Annotated in this window: 11 protein-coding genes; 9 read left to right on the top strand and 2 right to left on the bottom strand. The window is 64.5% G+C overall.

Annotated elements, in window-relative coordinates; translation table 11 throughout:
* The first annotated feature begins 249 nt into the window (after nucleotides 1-249).
* The 8 genes from ABIA42_RS25745 (at nucleotide 250) to ABIA42_RS25710 (ending at nucleotide 11,301) form a co-directional block, all read left to right on the top strand.
* Nucleotides 250-2,580 (top strand): bifunctional diguanylate cyclase/phosphodiesterase, encoded by a 2,331-nt coding sequence (locus ABIA42_RS25745; RefSeq protein ID WP_271529655.1) that lies wholly within the window; start codon nucleotides 250-252, stop codon nucleotides 2,578-2,580.
* 161 nt (nucleotides 2,581-2,741) lie between these two features.
* Nucleotides 2,742-3,503, top strand: a complete 762-nt coding sequence (locus ABIA42_RS25740) for a hypothetical protein (RefSeq protein WP_271529654.1) — start codon at nucleotides 2,742-2,744, stop codon at nucleotides 3,501-3,503.
* Nucleotides 3,504-3,847: 344 nt separating this feature from the next.
* Nucleotides 3,848-4,336, top strand: a complete 489-nt coding sequence (pal, locus tag ABIA42_RS25735; protein ID WP_018641585.1) for a peptidoglycan-associated lipoprotein Pal — start codon at nucleotides 3,848-3,850, stop codon at nucleotides 4,334-4,336.
* Between the two features lie 188 nt (nucleotides 4,337-4,524).
* Nucleotides 4,525-5,583 carry a tol-pal system protein YbgF gene (gene ybgF, locus ABIA42_RS25730; RefSeq protein WP_271529653.1) on the top strand — a complete coding sequence of 353 codons (1,059 nt, stop codon included), beginning with the start codon at nucleotides 4,525-4,527 and terminating at the stop codon, nucleotides 5,581-5,583.
* A gap of 81 nt (nucleotides 5,584-5,664) precedes the next feature.
* Nucleotides 5,665-6,720: a tRNA lysidine(34) synthetase TilS gene (gene tilS, locus ABIA42_RS25725; protein ID WP_370119871.1), complete on the top strand. Its 1,056-nt coding sequence runs from the start codon at nucleotides 5,665-5,667 to the stop codon at nucleotides 6,718-6,720.
* Nucleotides 6,721-7,001: 281 nt separating this feature from the next.
* A complete protein-coding gene (ftsH, locus tag ABIA42_RS25720; RefSeq protein ID WP_028180163.1) occupies nucleotides 7,002-8,924 on the top strand; it encodes an ATP-dependent zinc metalloprotease FtsH in 1,923 nt (640 codons plus the stop codon).
* Nucleotides 8,925-9,180: 256 nt separating this feature from the next.
* Entirely contained in the window at nucleotides 9,181-10,020 is an 840-nt protein-coding gene (locus ABIA42_RS25715) for a universal stress protein (protein ID WP_370119875.1), read from the top strand.
* A gap of 111 nt (nucleotides 10,021-10,131) precedes the next feature.
* On the top strand, nucleotides 10,132-11,301 hold the full coding sequence (locus tag ABIA42_RS25710) for an APC family permease (protein WP_370119878.1): 1,170 nt from the start codon (nucleotides 10,132-10,134) through the stop codon (nucleotides 11,299-11,301).
* A gap of 46 nt (nucleotides 11,302-11,347) precedes the next feature.
* Here ABIA42_RS25710 and ABIA42_RS25705 read toward each other — a convergent pair whose 3' ends face one another.
* Both ABIA42_RS25705 and ABIA42_RS25700 read right to left on the bottom strand, forming a co-directional pair.
* The gene (locus ABIA42_RS25705) at nucleotides 11,348-13,153 is read right to left on the bottom strand and encodes a hypothetical protein (RefSeq protein ID WP_370119881.1); all 1,806 of its coding nucleotides are present in this window, start codon (nucleotides 13,151-13,153) and stop codon (nucleotides 11,348-11,350) included.
* A gap of 11 nt (nucleotides 13,154-13,164) precedes the next feature.
* Nucleotides 13,165-14,658: a hypothetical protein gene (locus ABIA42_RS25700; protein WP_370119884.1), complete on the bottom strand. Its 1,494-nt coding sequence runs from the start codon at nucleotides 14,656-14,658 to the stop codon at nucleotides 13,165-13,167.
* 396 nt (nucleotides 14,659-15,054) lie between these two features.
* Between ABIA42_RS25700 and ABIA42_RS25695 the strand changes: the two genes are divergently transcribed.
* A complete protein-coding gene (locus ABIA42_RS25695) occupies nucleotides 15,055-15,219 on the top strand; it encodes a Flp family type IVb pilin (protein WP_271529647.1) in 165 nt (54 codons plus the stop codon).
* The last annotated feature ends 244 nt before the right edge of the window (nucleotides 15,220-15,463 follow it).

The raw sequence follows: 15,463 nt of genomic DNA, 5'->3' as shown, positions 1-15,463 counted from the left end.
GCGTGCAGCTAAGACATCGCGTGTTGCGCGATGTTTCCGAAAAGCGCGCCGATTTGTCGAGTTCGTTGCGCAAGGCAAGACTTCCTTCACCTTGTGCGCGGCAGGACTTGCCTAGTTGCTTGATATTTAAGCGAAAATCGGTCCGCTATTGCGGAAAAACAACTCGACTTTAACGATGTTCCCTCAGAAAGGCTTCATCTCAGCTGGGGTAGAACTACGCGCTTAAACAGGACGCGCGTACAAACCAACATGCAGTTCGCTAGCCAGAGCGGAGAGCAGGACGAACAGGCCTCGCCGACGATTTCGGCGGCGCTGACCGATTCGCTGTTCGAGGCGCCCGGCACGGTGCTTACCGGCATAGTCTTCTCGGCGTTCTCCGCCTCCTTGACCGCGCTCAAGACGGGACAGACGCTGCTTTGGGGATTTGTCCCGCTGCTCATTCTTGCGGGAGCCATACGTGCCTTCGATTTGAGCCGGTACCAGGCCAGAAAATCGGTTCTGAACGCGGAGCAAGCGGCGCGTTGGCAGCAGCGCTACCAAATCGGAGCACTCATCCAGGCCGCCGTGATCGGTCTATGGTGTTCCACGACCCTGTTGAGCAATGACGACGCCATCGCTCACATGATCGCCCTCTCGGTCACCACCGGAATCGTGGCGGGAGGAGCGGGGAGAGCTTACGGACGGCAGTGGATATTTCGTCTGCAAGCCACCTTGATATTCGGCCCGGCCGTGATCGCGCTGGCGCTGCACGCTACACCCTATTACGTGGCGATGTCGGTCGTGTGCGCCGCGTTCCTCTTCTCGGTCATGCGGCTCTCCGGCAACCTGCACAGGATATTCTTGCGCGCCGTTGTCGCACGCGAGCGCGAGGCCGCACTCGCCGGCCAGTTCGACACGGCCCTCAACAACATGCCGCACGGGCTCTGCATGTTTCGCATCGACGGCCAGCTCGCGGTGATGAACCACCGCTTCGGCGCGATGATGAATCTGCCCGACAATCTCACCCAGAGCAGCACGACTGCGCGCGACATCATCGCCGCATGCGTCGAAGCGGGATCGATTTCGGCGGCCAGCGGCGAGGCGATCATCTCCGACATCGAAACCGCGCAGGCGAACGAAATCGTCACCGCCGACCCCGATCCGCACAGGAATCGTTCGCTGTCATGGACCGTCCAACCGATGGCTGATGGCGGTGCGGTTTTGCTGCTCGAGGACATCACGGAGCGCCGCAACGCTGAGGCCAGGATCAGCCATCTGGCCCGCTACGACGATCTCACGGCGCTGCCGAACCGTGTCAATTTTCGGGACGAGATCGAGCGTTTGCTCGCGGTCGCGCGCCATTCGGAGCGTCTGTCGGCTCTGCTCTTCGTCGATCTTGACCAGTTCAAGCAAGTCAACGATACGCTGGGTCATCCCTGTGGCGATCAGCTTCTGTGTGCGGTCGCCAACCGCCTGCGCGAGATGCTGCGCCCCGAGGATTTCGTCGCCCGCTTCGGCGGCGACGAGTTCGTCGTCTTCCAGCAGAACATCTCTTCACCGGAGGACGCCGCGGCGCTTGCCCGCCGTATCGTCGAGCGGCTGAGCGAGCGCTATCGTATCGAAAATCATCTGGTCGAGATCGGCGCCAGCGTCGGCATCGCGCTGACCTTCCCGGGCGAGATTAGCGCCGATACACTGCTCAAGAACGCAGACATGGCATTGTACCGAGCCAAGGCCGACGGCCGCGGCACCTTCTGCTTCTTCCGCGACGAGATGGCGGCGACCGTCGAGGCCCGCCGCATCCTCGAGCTCGACTTGCGCAAGGCGCTCGCCAACGAGGAATTCGAGCTGTTCTACCAACCATTGGTCAATCTGAAGTCCGGCAAGATCACCACCTGCGAGGCGCTGCTGCGCTGGAATCATCCGGTGCGCGGCACGGTCTCGCCGGTCGACATCATCCCGGTCGCCGAGGACATGGGCCTGATCGTCGATCTCGGGCGCTGGATCCTGCGCCGCGCCTGCATGGAATGCATGAAGTGGCCGGACGGCGTCAGCGTTGCCGTCAATTTCTCGCCGCAGCAATTCCATCAGCGCGACGTCCTGAGCGAAATCCGCTACGCGCTCGAAGTGTCGGGCCTGCCGGCACATCGACTGGAGATCGAGATCACCGAGTCATCGCTGCTGCGCAACACCCAGCTCACTCACGACATCCTGTCGCAGCTGCGCGCGCTCGGCGTGCGCATCTCGCTCGATGATTTCGGCACCGGCTATTCCAGCCTCAGCTACCTGCACAATTTCCCGATGCAGAAAGTGAAGATCGACCGCTCCTTCCTCGAAGGCATCGATACCGACCGGCCGCTGACGCTGTTGCGCGGCGTCGCGCGGTTGTCCGCCGACCTCGGCATGGCCGTCGTGGTCGAAGGTATCGAGACCAACGAACAGCTCGAGCTGATCAGCGCCGACGGCACCGTGACCGAAGGGCAGGGTTACCTGTTCAGCCGGCCCGTTCCGGCGGTGCGCGTCCGCCAATTGCTCAATGCCTCGCATGGCCGTCGTATGCCTGACGACCAGCTCGCCATCGCGTCGTCGCGATCGGCCTGATCCTTCCTGGCAGCTCCTCCATTGCAATCGGCTCCCGCCAGCACCGTAATATTGCGGACCCCAAAAGGTTAACCCTAACAGTTCTAATGCTTTGCAATTTCGTTAAGGAACCATTAATCTGCTACTACTCGCGGAAGTTGCTTGGAGTTTAGAGGTAGCAGATGAAGTCCGGAGCCGAACCGAGCGCGGCGCTCCTTCCACGCGGCGCCGCGTTGTTTGACCGTATCGATTACCGACTCATCGAAACTCCCGAGGACAAGGACAACCTGTACTTGATGCGCTACCGCGCCTATCTGCAGGCCGGACTGATCCCGCCGTCAGAGTCGCAGCGGGTGACGGACCGTTTCGACGACGCGCCCAACGTCTGGAATTTCGGCGTCTACGTCGACGACGAACTCTGCAGTTCCGTTCGCATCCACGTTCTGACGGCCGAATGCCGGATGTCCTACACCACGGAGGTGTTCGGCGACGTCCTGCATCCTCGGCTGGACCGCGGCGAGGTCTTTGTCGATCCGTGTCGATTCGTTGCCGATCCCGAAATGCAACAGCGGTTCCCCGAACTGCCCTATCTGACTGTCCGGCTTCCCTTCGTTGCCTGCGAGCATTTCAATGCCGATGTCGGACTCTCGATGGTGCGGACCGATCATCAGGCGTTCTACCGCCGCGTGTTCCTCTCCGAGACTCTCACCGAGCCGCGTTCATTTCCGGGCTGGCCGACGAAGAAGGCCGTGCTGATGGCCTCGGATTATCCCAAGGTCCGGGAAAAGATCCTGACGCGTTTCCCGATCATGCGCTCCAGCGCGTTTGAGCGGCGCATGCTGTTTGCGCGCAGCACGCCGCGCCAGGCTGCCACGCGGCCGGCGCTGGTGACCACGCCACGGAACCGGGATGTGGCGGCTCCGGCAGTCGGTTCGGCCTACTAAAGCGCGATGCGATTAGGATCAATCGTCATCGCGCTTTAGGTTGTTGTTTAAGCATGATCTTTTCGGAAAACCGCTGCGCACTTTTCCGGATCATGCTTTAGGGCGGTCCCTCTTCTCGATTCGGCCCAAAATTCCAGCAGAAGCCGGCGTTTTTGCCGGCCGACGCGGCTTGCCTTCACCCTCGCGCCACATTTACAACTCATTAACCATCACGGTTGCTTTTCGCTGATTGGGGGCATTTGAGCGGCTGAGGCAAGGTTCCGTCAAGGTTGACGGAACGTTCGCTTAACCAACCCCCTGTAGACCGGACAGCAGTGGACTAACGTGAGCGTGGAGGCTCCGGAATGAAACATCCTATGCGTATCCTCCAGGGATTGAAGCTGGCCGCGGTGCTCGCCGTCGCGCTGTCGATGGGCGCCTGCGCCAACAAGAATGCCGCGACGGATGCGATGGCCAATGCGGCGACGCCCGGCAGCCAGCAGGATTTCGTCGTCAACGTGGGTGACCGCGTGTTCTTCGAAAGCGACCAGACCGATCTGACCCCGCAGGCGATCGTGACCCTGGAGAAGCAGGCGCAGTGGCTCCAGACCTATCCGCGCTACAGCTTCACCATCGAAGGTCATGCCGACGAGCGCGGTACCCGCGAATACAACATCGCGCTCGGCGCCCGCCGCGCCCAGTCGGTGCGCTCGTTCCTCGCCTCGCGCGGCATCGATCCGAACCGCATGCGCACGATCTCCTACGGCAAGGAACGGCCGGTCGCCGTCTGTAACGACATCTCCTGCTGGTCGCAGAACCGCCGCGCCGTCACCGTCTTGAACGCGAGCTCCTGACGCTTCAGTCAGCCGCCGTTCAGCTTCGGAAATGGACTATGCCGGCGCCCTCTCGGGCGCCGGTTTCATTTCAGCATTCTGTGACAGAAACCGCTTTGTAGCAGTCACATTTTTGGCGTACTCCACTTCAATGTGGGGCGCGCCGAATGTTCCGTCGCAGGCCATTTCGCTTTTGTCGTCAGGGCAAGATGTCATCCAGAATTAAGGTCTTTACCGGCACCGTGGCGACCGCCGCGCTGCTCTCTTTGTGCTCGCCCGCACTGGCGCAACCGGTCTTTGCGCAGTCGGATGATGCCGACCCCGAGATGCGGATCGAGCGGCTGGAGAACCAGCTGCGCCAGCTCACCGGCCAGAACGAAGAGCTGCAATATCGCAATCGCCAGCTCGAGGAGCGGCTGCGGGCGCTCGAAGGCGGTGCGCAAGCCGCGCCCGCGCAGGCGCCGAACGTTGCGGCGATGCCGCCCGCCCAAATCGCACCAACCCAGGCCACGCCGGGCTATCGCCAGCAGCAGCCGGCCGCGCAGCCGAATTACGAGCAGCCGCAGATCGCCGCCCCTGCGCCGATCGTTCAGGAGCAGCCGGCACCCGGCGCACCCGGCGCGCGCCGCCGCGGCGATGCGTTCGATCCGAACCAGAACCCGAACGCGCCGGGCGCGCCGCGCGCGCTCGGCGGCGGGCCGCAGCCGTTGCCGGCGGGAGCCGGCACCGGCGGCCGCAACCCGGGCGAGCCGCTCGACCTCGCCAACACCAGCCCCCGCTACCAGCAAGGTGTGCCGCCAGCCGCACAGCCCGGCTATCCGCCGGCCCAATCCGGCTATCCCGCGCCGGCCGGCGGCGCTGGCCTGACCACCCTGCCGCCCTCGGCGACGCCGCGCGACGAGTTCGACCTCGGCATCGGCTACATGCAGCGCAAGGACTATGCGCTTGCCGAGCAGACCATGAAGAATTTTGCGCAGAAATTTCCGAGCGACCCGCTCGTCGGGGACGCGCAATACTGGCTCGGCGAGAGCTACTTCCAGCGCCAGCAATATCGCGACTCCGCGGAAGCCTTCCTCGCCGTCACCACCAAATACGAGAAATCGGCCAAGGCGCCGGATGCGCTGCTGCGGCTCGGCCAGTCGCTCGCCGCGCTGAAGGAGAAGGAGGCCGCCTGCGCCGCCTTCGGCGAGATCGGCCGCAAATATCCGCGCGCCTCCGCCGGCGTCAAAGCGGCGGTCGATCGCGAGCAGAAGCGGGTGAAGTGCTGACGCCCGGCGTTTATGTCCTGACAACGCGGATGGTGCTGCGCTAAACATTGCGATCATCCGCTGATGATGCTGGGCCGGGCCATGTTAGACGACGATTCTCCGATCTCGGCGCGCGAGGCGAAGCGACTCTTCGCCGACCTGAGAGCTGCGCCGGCGCTGGTGCTCGCGGTCTCGGGCGGGCCCGACTCGGTCGCGCTGATGTGGCTCGCGGCGCGCTGGCGGCGCAGCCTCGCGCGCGGTCCGCTTCTCACCGTCGTCACCATTGATCACGGCCTGCGGCGAGAGGCGCCGCGCGAGGCGCGCGAGGTCAAGCGGCTCGCCGCCGGGCTCGGGCTGCCGCACCGGACCCTGCGCTGGCGCGGCACAAAGCCGAAGGCGGGGCTGCCTGCGGCAGCGCGCGAGGCCCGTTACCGCCTGCTCGCCGACGCCGCGCGTGCCGCCGGCGCGAGCCATGTGCTGACGGCCCACACCCGCGACGACCAGGCCGAGACGCTGTTGATGCGCCTCTTCCGCGGCAGCGGACTTGCCGGGCTGTCGGCCATGGCACCCCTCAGCGAGCGCGACGGAATCGTGCTGGCGCGTCCGCTGCTCGATGTTCCGAAGTCGCAGCTGATCGCGACCTTGAGGCGGGCGAAGGTCGGCTTTGCCGAAGACCCCACCAACCGGGACACCGCCTTCACCCGGCCGCGGCTGCGCGCGCTGCTGCCGCTTCTCGCGGCCGAGGGCGGCGATGCCCGCAACCTGGCGCGGCTCGCGGCAAGGCTCGCGCGGGCCAATGCGGCGGTCGAGGTGCTGGCCGACGGCGCCGAGCGCTTCCTCCGTTTGCGGGATCGCGGCGTTGCGCCGCAGGCGGGGGTCCGAAGCTTCGAGGCCTCGGCCTTTGCCGCCCTGCCGGAGGAGGTCCGGCTGCGACTTCTGCTGCGGGCCATCAACGCGCTCGGACATGAAGGGCCGGCGGAACTCGGCAAGGTCGAAACCCTGATGTCCGCATTGGACCAGGCCGTGGCCGCAAGTCTCCGCGCCCGCGCGACCGGCCGGCCGGTCCTGAAGCAGACCCTCGCGGGAGCCTTGATCAGCCTTGCCGGCGGGCGTATCCACATTGCGCCGGCACCGGCCCGGCGGCGCACCGGGAGATGAGCACGAACGAATACGGGCGGATCATGGCACCGGCCATTTCGCATCCGCGCCGTCAGGCCACCTTAACCAGGCCGGAAAAACCGCCGATCGGACGCCATTATTTCCGCGGGAATCGCTCTAAGATGGGATAAATAGTCCCATCTCGTTCCCTTGGCAGCGACCGGGGCGGCACCTAAATTGTATCCGTCTAACGATGAGGATTCCTTGGGGTTTCCTCGCATTGACCAAAGCCACTGCCCAAGGATCAGGGTCGCGATCCGCGCGACCACGAAGGAAGATCGATGAACGCCAATCTGCGCAATTTCGCCCTCTGGGTCATCATTGTTTTGCTGCTGTTGGCGTTGTTCACGCTCTTCCAGAATCCGGGTCAGCGGGCCTCCTCGCAGGACATCGCCTTCTCCCAGCTCCTGAGCGAAGTTGACCGCGGCAATGTGCGCGACGTCGTGATCCAGGGGCCTGATATCCATGGCACCTTCACCAACGGCTCGAGCTTCCAGACCTACGCGCCAAACGACCCGACGCTGGTGAAGCGCCTCTACGACAGCAAGGTGCAGATCACCGCGAAGCCGCCGGGCGACAACGTGCCCTGGTTCGTCTCGCTGCTGGTCTCCTGGCTGCCCTTCATCGCGCTGATCGGCGTGTGGATCTTCCTGTCGCGGCAGATGCAGGGCGGCGCCGGCAAGGCGATGGGCTTCGGCAAGTCGCGCGCCAAGATGCTCACCGAAGCGCATGGCCGCGTCACCTTCGAGGACGTCGCCGGCGTCGACGAAGCCAAGCAGGACCTGCAGGAGATCGTCGAGTTCCTGCGCGACCCCGGCAAATTCCAGCGCCTCGGCGGCCGCATTCCGCGCGGCGTGCTGCTGGTCGGCCCTCCCGGCACCGGCAAGACCCTGATCGCCCGTGCGGTGGCGGGCGAAGCCAACGTGCCGTTCTTCACCATTTCCGGTTCGGACTTCGTCGAAATGTTCGTCGGCGTCGGCGCGAGCCGCGTCCGCGACATGTTCGAGCAGGCCAAGAAGAACGCGCCCTGCATCATCTTCATCGACGAAATCGATGCCGTCGGTCGTCACCGTGGCGCCGGCCTCGGCGGCGGCAATGATGAGCGCGAGCAGACGCTGAACCAGCTGCTGGTCGAAATGGACGGCTTCGAGGCCAACGAGGGCGTGATCCTGATCGCCGCGACCAACCGTCCCGACGTGCTCGATCCCGCGCTGCTGCGTCCGGGCCGCTTCGACCGCCAGGTCGTGGTGCCCAATCCGGATGTCGTCGGCCGCGAGCAGATCCTCAAGGTTCACGTTCGCAAGGTGCCGCTGGCGCCGGATATCAACCTCAAGACCATCGCGCGCGGCACCCCGGGCTTCTCCGGCGCCGACCTGATGAACCTCGTCAACGAGGCTGCGCTCACCGCCGCCCGCCGCAACAAGCGGATGGTGACCCAGGCCGAGTTCGAGGAGGCCAAGGACAAGGTGATGATGGGCGCCGAGCGCAAGTCGCTCGTCATGACCGAGGAAGAGAAGCTGCTGACGGCCTATCACGAAGGCGGCCACGCCATCGTCGGCCTCAACGTGCCCGCGACCGATCCGATCCACAAGGCGACCATCATCCCGCGCGGCCGTGCGCTGGGCATGGTCATGCAGCTTCCGGAGCGCGACAAGCTGTCGATGTCCCTGGAGCAGATGACCTCGCGGCTCGCCATCATGATGGGCGGCCGTGTCGCCGAAGAGCTGATCTTCGGCCGCGAGAAGGTCACCTCGGGTGCCGCTTCCGACATCGAGCAGGCCACGCGCCTTGCCCGCATGATGGTGACGCGCTGGGGCCTGTCGGAAGAGCTCGGCACCGTCTCCTATGGCGAGAACCAGGACGAGGTCTTCCTGGGCATGTCGGTGTCGCGCACGCAGAACGCGTCCGAAGCGACCGTCCAGAAGATCGATTCCGAGATCAAGCGTCTGGTCGAGGAGGGCTATCAGGAAGCGACCCGCATCCTCACCGAGAAGCGCGCCGACCTCGAAGCCCTCGCCAAGGGCCTGCTCGAATTCGAGACGCTGACCGGCGACGAGATCGTCGACCTGCTCAAGGGCAAGAAGCCGAACCGCGAATCCGTGCTCGAGCCCACGACGCCGCGCGCCTCCGCCGTGCCTCCGGCCGGCAAGTCGCGCCCGCGGCCCGATCCGGATCCCGGCCTGGAGCCGCAGCCGCAGGCCTGATCGCAAGCGGCAGACCGAATTTAAGAACGCGGCGGAAACGCCGCGTTTTTTATTGACCGAACGCGCGTTCGCGAACTGGCATTCCGCTGAATCCCTCCAGCGGAGTGAGCACCGCCGAATCGGTGCATTCCCGCTCCCGCCGGCCCCTCATTCGAGCCTTGGCCGTTTTGCCACAGCCTACGCGGCTGAACCTGTTGCGGTGGGTCAAGAAGGGGGACCTCGACAGCGTTAGGCTCGAATCCTCAAGGAGGGAAACATGGCTTTCAAGGATGTTCTGCTGACCCTGATGAGCTATCCGGAACCGACGCCGGTCTCGGTGATCGACGATGCGGTTTCGCTGGCCGCCGTCCTGGATACGCACCTCGCAGCCATTTCCTGCGAAGTGCATTTGGAAGTGCGCGGGAGCTTGCTTGGGAATGCGATCATCGACATCCCTGCGATGATCGCGCGCGAGGCCGCCAGGAGCCGCCAGAATGCGCAAGCGCTGCTCGCGGCGTTCGAAGCGGCGGCCGAAAAGTCCGGCATTCGGCATGAGACCATCTTCGAGCAATGTGCAACCCAAAGCGAGCCGGGGCTGCTGGTCGACTATGCAAGGCTTCGCGATCTCACGATCATGCCGATGCGGGAATCCCACGAGCGGTGGGATGCCGAGGAGGTGATCTTCGAATCCGGCAGGCCGACGCTGATCCTGCCGACGGCGCCGCGATCGCGTCCATTCCGGCTCGATGCTGCTTGCGTGGCCTGGGACTTCAGCCGCACCGCCGCCCGAGCGGTTTCCGATGCGATTCCTTTGCTTGAAAAGGCGAGAAACGTGCGCGTCGTTACCGTCACGCATGAAAAGGCCCTGGATTCCAAACGTTCCGCCGAAGAGCTGGCAAAGAACCTGGCCCGTCACGGCATCGAGGTCGTGCTGGACAAGGTCGACGCCGAAGGCAAGCCGATCGGCGAGGTCCTCGAAGCGTACGTGCTAGCTCACGGCATCGACGTGCTTGTGATGGGCGCGTACGGAACGCCCAGGTGGCGCGAATTCGTGCTTGGCGGTGCGACGAGAAGTCTGCTGTCCAAGCCGCCGATCCCGATTCTGTTTTCGCATTGACGTTGGTCCATGCAAGAGGTGAGAACAGATGCTGCCACTCATCGACCGGGCAGCACGACAACGCCGCACAAGTCTTCAAAGCTGGTCAGATCGCTCACGCTGACGCACGCGGTGCTCTACGGGCTCGGCGTCACGATCGGCGCGGGAATCTACGTCCTGGTGGGGGCGGCCGCCGCACGGAGCGGGATGCACGCGCCTCTGGCGTTCCTCGCTGCTGCCGTCGTGATGGGCATCACAGCCGGGACCTTTGCTGAACTGGGCACGCGGCTGCCGGTTGCGGCGAGCGAGGCGGCCTATGTTGAAGCCGCATTTCACCGCAAATGGCTCGGCGGTGTCGCAGGATTGCTCGTGGTGGCGGCGGCGACGATTTCAGGGGCCACCATCACGGTCGGAAGCGCCGGCTACATCGGCGTATTTCTGCCGCTGCCTGCCGCCTGGATCATCGCCGGCGTCGTGCTTGCGATGGGAGCGATCGCCTGCCTGTCCGCGGTTCAGTCCATCAGCTTCGCTGGACTGATGACAGTGGTGGAAATCGGAGGATTGATCCTCATCATCGGGGCCGGCCTATTCGAGGGTGAATCTCTGGTCTCTCGGCTGCCCGAATTGTGGGCTCCCACGAACGACCTGGCAGCCTGGACCGGGATCGCACAGACCTCGCTGCTCGCCGTGTTTGCGTTCATCGGGTTCGAGCACCTGGTCAACATCTCCGAGGAAATGAAGAATCCTTCGCGGACTCTGCCTTGGGCCCTCTTCATTACCCTCGGCGTGACGGCGCTCCTCTACATGGCGGTTACCTGGATTGCGGTGGTCGCCGTGCCGCCGGCCGAGCTCGGGCATTCATCAGCCCCTCTTGCTCTGGTATTTCAGCGTCTGACCGGGCTTCCCCTTTCGGTTCTGAGCGCGATTGCGGTCGTGGCGACAATCAATGGAATCATCGTTCACATGATCATGATCGGACGTGTGCTGTACGGCCTTGCGGACCGGGGCAGCCTTCCGGCTCTTCTCGCGCGGGTGGATGCCAGAAGCAGGACGCCGGTCGTCGCGACCCTCCTCGGCGTCGGCGCCATCCTGATCCTCGCGCTCGGCGTTCCGCTGACGGGATTGGCGGAATGGACCTCGCGATTGACGCTTGGGATTTTCGCCTTGGTCAATCTGGCACTGCTTCGAATCAAGGCAAACGAATCAAAGCCTCCCGCCGGCGTGTTCGTCGTGCCCGTTTGGGTGCCGGTTGCAGGGCTGTGTACAAGCGCCGCATTGCTCCTGGTCGATCTCTTCGGATGACGTCGCGGCTTCAGGCGCGCTCTCGCGCTCTCGCGCTCTTACGCTCTCACTTGCGCACGCGCCAGACCGTCCAGCCGGGTTTCGACATCGCTTCGACCGGCTCCAGATAATCTGGTGCTTCACCGCGGCCGAGCTGCGCGGCGAGGCCCTCCGGCGCGATGCGGACAAGGTCCCCCTGATCGGCAGAGCCGTTGCAGGTCAGGATGTAGTCGACCTGCCGTGCGCGGAGCATTGCGCGCGCGGCTTCCGGTGTCGCCGTCATCGTGTGCACCATGACGAGGTTGCCGTCGTTGTTGCGATGGTAGGGACCGGCGAACACGGAATGGTCCGTCGCAGCCAGGATCGCAGGACCCGAGTCGATCGGCGCCATCACGCGCCCGGGCGGCAGCGCGGCGAGCGGCACTATGCTGGAGATGGTCTGGCAGGACATGTTGCGATCGGGCATCGCGATCTCGTGGCCGCTCGTTCCCGCGGCGAATGCCGGCCAGATTGCAAAGCCAACGCCGCCAAGGGTGGCGGGCGATACGAGGAGTGCGGCACGCAGCAGCCCCCAATTGGTCGCGCCACCCCTGCGAAGCGCCGCGATTCCGATGACGCAGAGCGGAGCCGCGACGATGTTGGCGGCGGCGGCGCCGCGCAATTCCCATAGGCTGATGCCGAAGAGCGCTGCGAGCGTGACGGTCGAGACGATCCAGCGAAAGCGCGTCTGCGGCGTGTCGCGGATGATGGCGGCGAAGCAGAGACCGAGCGTCAGCAATGGAAACCCATAACACTCGAGCAGCCTCTGCGGCTGCATCCGCGCCAGTTCCGTCACCGACATGGTCTCGCCGACCCGCTCAAGCCAGAAACTGACGAGCAGGGGATCGACTTGCGCATAGGGCGAGGCGACGCAGCTCGGATACGATTTGAAGAAGGCGCTCAGCAGGAACGCACCGGCAAGCGCGGCCGCCGCGAACCGCATCCAGATGGACCGGCGGAGATGGCTGACGCCGGCCACCACATGCAGCGCGACGCCGCCGCCCGCAGACAACAGCAGGATGGGGCCGCCGAAGGCATCGCAGACCGGCTTGGCAAGACTGTTCGGCGGGAACAGTAGCAGTGCCAGCAGCAGCGACGACCCGGCGAGGCCTGCACCAAAAGCGCAGGCGGAGCGCAGGACTTCATTGCCCTTCCAGATCAGCAACCCCATCACGGCCGCGCTCGCCACGGCGATCGCGGGCAGCATTTCCAACCCGATCGCCAGCGACAGCGCCGCGAGACATCCGGCCAGAGCCGCCTTGGCCGCAGAGTGTTCGACGTCGGTGATGCAGAGCACGAAGCCGAGCAGCAGCACGATCTGTACGTTGTGATGGTCGATCGCGCCGGCGCGAAAGTGGATCAGGGCAGGGATCGACAGCGCCGTGACCAGAATCGTCGCGAGCCGCATCCGCGGACGGTCAGCCGGGGCGCTGGCCTGACTTGCGATCGTCGCTGTGAGCCAGAGTGCGGCGCCCATCAACAGCGAGGGCCACGCGACCAGCGTGAGCGCTTCGGAGGCGTGCTGGCCGAGCAGGGGGCGAAGCAGGAGGATCAGCAGGGCCAGCGGCGCATCGACGATGCGGGACCAGTGCATCGCGATCCCGGGGGGATCGAGCCGGTATTGGGTCAGGTCGAACCAGCCCTGGCCGGCCAGGAGATCGCGCACCTCGACCAGCCGCATCGCGTCGTCGGTCGACAGTGCGTCGAGCACTCCCGTCTTGATCGCGGGAAACCCGAGCGCAACCACGATCGCTGCCCAGGTGATCGCGAGCACGATCGCAGGGTTCGGCGCAGCGGTGGATCCTCGCTCGGTCGGCAGGACGCGGGGCGACATCGTCCGGCGCCTCAATTCGATGCTGCGGGCGTGGCCGCGCTCTGCCCGTCGTCCCGCACATGGATCACCGCAATGTCGTCCGCATAGATCCGCTTCCAGCCCTTGAGCTGGTCGAGGATCTGCGGGCCCGGCGCGTCAGCCACCAACAGCGTCGCGTCGATCTTGTACTCATCCAACAAGCGCGGCAGCAATTCGGGCTTCTTGCCCTCCGTCGCCTTGAAGAAGTCCATGACGAACTTCTCGCCATAGAGCTCGGCGCGGCCGTCGACGAAGACAGGGATATCGCGCGAAATCAGATAGCCGCCGAACTGGTAGGCGTTGAAGATGCGCCGCACCTTGCGTTGCGCGAGCAGGTCGACCGCCGCAACCGGCGTCTGCGTCATCGTGAAGGTGAAGCGGTGGTGCCCCAGATAGAGCGACGTCGAGGTCCAGCTCGCCGCCACGATCATCAGCGCGCCGATCGCAGTGACATGGCGGGCCGGCCAGCGGTCGGCATCTGCGGCGTCGGGCGCCGGGCGCGGGAACATCTGGCCGAGCGGCTTTGCCAGCACCAGCGGCACCAGGAACGCAAATGCCTCGATGCTTCTGACGTGGGTCAGCGCGCTCCAGGTCAGGAACAGGATCAGGAAGATCCGGGGCGCCGACAGCACGAGGCCCCGATAATAGCCGAACGCGATCAGGCCGAGCAGGGCGCCTTCGAACGAGGTGAACGTGGCGAAGTTCGCCGGCATCCATTCGAAGATCAGCGACAACAGCTCGCCGAGGCTGAGGATGTTGGTCGCGCCTTGCAGCGTCCGCCAGCCGTAGGGTGTGCAGCAGCTCGCGATCAACGCACCGATTCCGAACAGCACCCAGCGCATGAACAGGGCAAGCCGCCGCCCCTTCTCGGCATGCTCGACCGCCTCGAGCGAGATCGGACCGATCAGCGCGAGGCCCAGCACGAAGCCGCCGTGCAGGTTCGCCCAGAGCGCCATCAGCGGCAGCCAGGTCCAGGACGGCGAGCTCTTGCGATCGGCGGCGGCCATCAGCAAGCCGACCCACGCCACCATGACGGGCAGCGCCAGGATATGCGGACGCGCCAACACGTGATGGATCGACAGCAGCAGCGCCAGCATCGCGAACAGCACAGCGCGCGGTGCCTCGATCTGCGCGTCGAGGAAATGGACCAGGATGGCGACGGTGAGCGCGACACCGATCGAGGTGATGATGACGGGGCCCGCCCAGCCCCATTGCGTGTAGGAGAAGGCGAACAAGACTTGCGACAGCCACGATGTCGAGATCCAGGCCTCGCCGGTGCGCGTGAAAGAGTAGAAGTCGGTGTATGGCATGGCGCCGTGATCGAGGATCCATTGCCCGATCTTGATCTGCCAGAACGAGTCCGAATCCTGAAGCAGCGTGTCGCCGAGATAGAGGAAGAACAGGTACGCGCCGGCACCGACGCACAGGGGCACCAGAGCCCGCGCGCGGCTCTGAACCGCGATGCTGTTGGCAAGGGAAAGGGACATGCCGCCTCGTCGTCCTGTTGTTCTCGCCGGGCCGAGCATGATCCGGAAAAGTGTGTAGCGGTATTCCGAGAAGATCACGCTCAAACAATAACCTGAAGCGAGATGAACGATTCACCTCGTCGCGCTTCGGTCCGAGCGGGTGGCATTGGACCATGGCGGTCATAACTTCGGGTAAATCGGCCGCGCCGGGCCGGCGTCATGTCCCGACAATTTAACAGATTGTTTTGGATTCCGATTTACCATCGGCGAATACTCGCAAACCGCTCGATGTTTACGTAGTCGGATTAACTGCGGCGCAATTCTTTGCCTCTACGTTCGGTTCCATGGTCGGGCGGCGCTGGGAAGCCGAAAAGACCAGATCAGTTGTAAGCCTCGTGTACCCATTTGGAGCACTCTATGAAGAACCTCGTTGCGCGTTTCGTGAAGGATGAATCCGGCGCCACCGCCATTGAATACGGCCTGATCGCTGCCGGCATCGCGCTGGCGATCATCACCGTCGTCAACAATCTCGGCACCACGCTGAACTCCAAGTTCAGCTCGATCTCGACCAGCCTCAAGTAAGGCCGGAACGAGCGGCGAATTTTCGAGAGCCCCGTCCCTGGCGGGGCTCTTTTTCGTATGGGGCGCCTGCAGCCGGAGGACCGGTCGAGGTGCATGGTTCAAGACGTTCGCTTTGGCAGACGCCTCGCGATGAGCCCCGGATATCCCGCTGCAAAAGCGACCTGAGAGCCCGCCGCACCCAGGTGCCGCGAAGGATGGCTCCAGGCGAGCTTTGCCTCGGCGAAGGCCTGCGAGAGCTACAGCA

This window comes from Bradyrhizobium sp. USDA 327, from assembly GCF_041262065.1.
GTDB lineage: Bacteria > Pseudomonadota > Alphaproteobacteria > Rhizobiales > Xanthobacteraceae > Bradyrhizobium > Bradyrhizobium liaoningense.
The sequence above is the reverse complement of the archived record's forward strand: the minus strand, read 5'-3'. Positions and strand labels throughout refer to the sequence as shown.